The following is a 1,654-nucleotide window of genomic DNA, read 5'->3' as shown; positions in this document are numbered from 1 at the left end:
CTCGGCCGCGGGGGCCGGGGCCTCCGCGACGACGTCCTCGGTCTCGGCGGCCGGCTCCTCGTCGGTGCTGAACACGACGGCGGCGTCACGCTCCACGTTGAGCACCTGGACGTCGGGGCCGAGGCGACCGGGCAGCTTGAGCGTCTGCGCCGCGAGGTTGGCGACGGTGGGCGAGCCGCCTACGCCGACCTCGACGAAGCGCTCGACACCGGCGCCGCCCTCGGACTCGGGCGCGAACAGCAGCTCCTGGGTCTCGATCCAGCGCACCGGGCTGGCGAACTGCCAGGCCAGCAGCTCGATCAGCAGGCGGCGGCACAGGGCGTGCGGGCGCGCGGCCCACGCGTCCCAGTCGGCCAGCACCTCGTCGAGCGGCTCGGACGGCACCAGGGCCGCGACCTCCTCGACGTACGCGCGGTCGAGCGTGAACAGCCGGGGCACGAGGTTCGGCACGTAGCGGCCGACGAGCACGTCCGGGTCGACGTCGGCCGGGAGCAGCTCCTCCAGGCGGGCCCGGAAGTCCGGCACCCCGCCGCGCAGGACGGTGGAGTGGAACGGCACGTCGATGCCCGGCACGAGGATGAACGCGGCCTTGCCGCCGAAGCGCGCGCGGCGCTCGGCCACGTCGGCCTCGAGGGCCTCCAGGCCCGCCACCGTGCCGGCCACGGCGTACTGCGAGCCGGCCAGGTTGTAGTTGACGATCTGCAGGAACTGGCCCGTGCGCTCGGCGACGCCCTCGACGTACGCGGTGACGTCGGCGTCGGTCAGGCCGATCTGCGAGGGGCGGATCGCGGCCAGGCGGTAGTCGCTGCGGCCGTGCTCGTCGCGCGGCACCAGGGTGTGCATGACCGAGCCGCGCTGGAACACGACCTCGACGACGGCCTCGAGCGGGATGACGCCGGAGACGGCGGCGAGCGCGTTGTACTCACCGACCGAGTGGCCGGCCAGCAGCGCACCGTCGACGAAGGCGCCGGCCTCACGGAGCTCGGCCATCTGGGCGGCGCCCAGCACGGCCATGGCGACCTGGGTGAACTGCGTCAGGTACAGGACGCCGTCGGGGTGCTTGTGCGTGACGCCGTCGGCGACCAGCACCGTCGGGTTGTCGCGCACGACGGTGAGGATCGAGAAGCCCAGCGCCGCGCGGGTGTGCGCGTCGGCGCGGTCCCAGATGTCACGCGCGGCGCGCGAGCGCTGGTAACCGGCCATGCCCATGCCCTGGTGCTGGATGCCCTGGCCCGGGAAGGCGTACGCCGTGCGGGGAGCGGCGACCTTCGCGGTGGCGGCCATGACGACCTCGCCGTCGACGCGGCACGTCACGTCCAGCACCTCGGCGCCGGCGTCCAGGCCGGTGCGGTCGGCCCGCAGCTCGACCGTCGCGCCGAGGCGCAGCGGGCTCATGAAGCGGGTCTCCAGCCGACCACCGGCGCCGTCGGCGGCCAGCGCCTGCTGCGCGGCGGCCGAGAGCCACATGCCGTGGACGATCGGCTCGCCCAGGCCCGCGAGGCGGGCGGCGGCGGTGCTGGTGTGGATCGGGTTGTGGTCGCCCGAGACCTGGGCGAAGGCCCGCAGGTCGTCCGGCGCGGCGAAGGACGTCTGCACGCGCGAGCGGCGCGGGGTGTCCTTCACGTCGCCGAGCGAGCCACGCGCCGGCGGCGCG

General features: G+C 75.0%; 1 protein-coding gene. It reads right to left on the bottom strand.

Annotated elements, in window-relative coordinates:
• The coding region (locus AC2W7G_RS15675; RefSeq protein ID WP_485869257.1) for an acyltransferase domain-containing protein at positions 1 to 1,623 on the bottom strand (1,623 nt) is incomplete at its 3' end.
• Positions 1,624 to 1,654 lie beyond the last annotated feature (31 nt).

This window comes from Aeromicrobium sp. PFPM2_SD2 (assembly GCF_057364525.1).
Note: the sequence above shows the minus strand (reverse complement) of the source record. Positions and strands in the feature narration are given on the sequence as shown.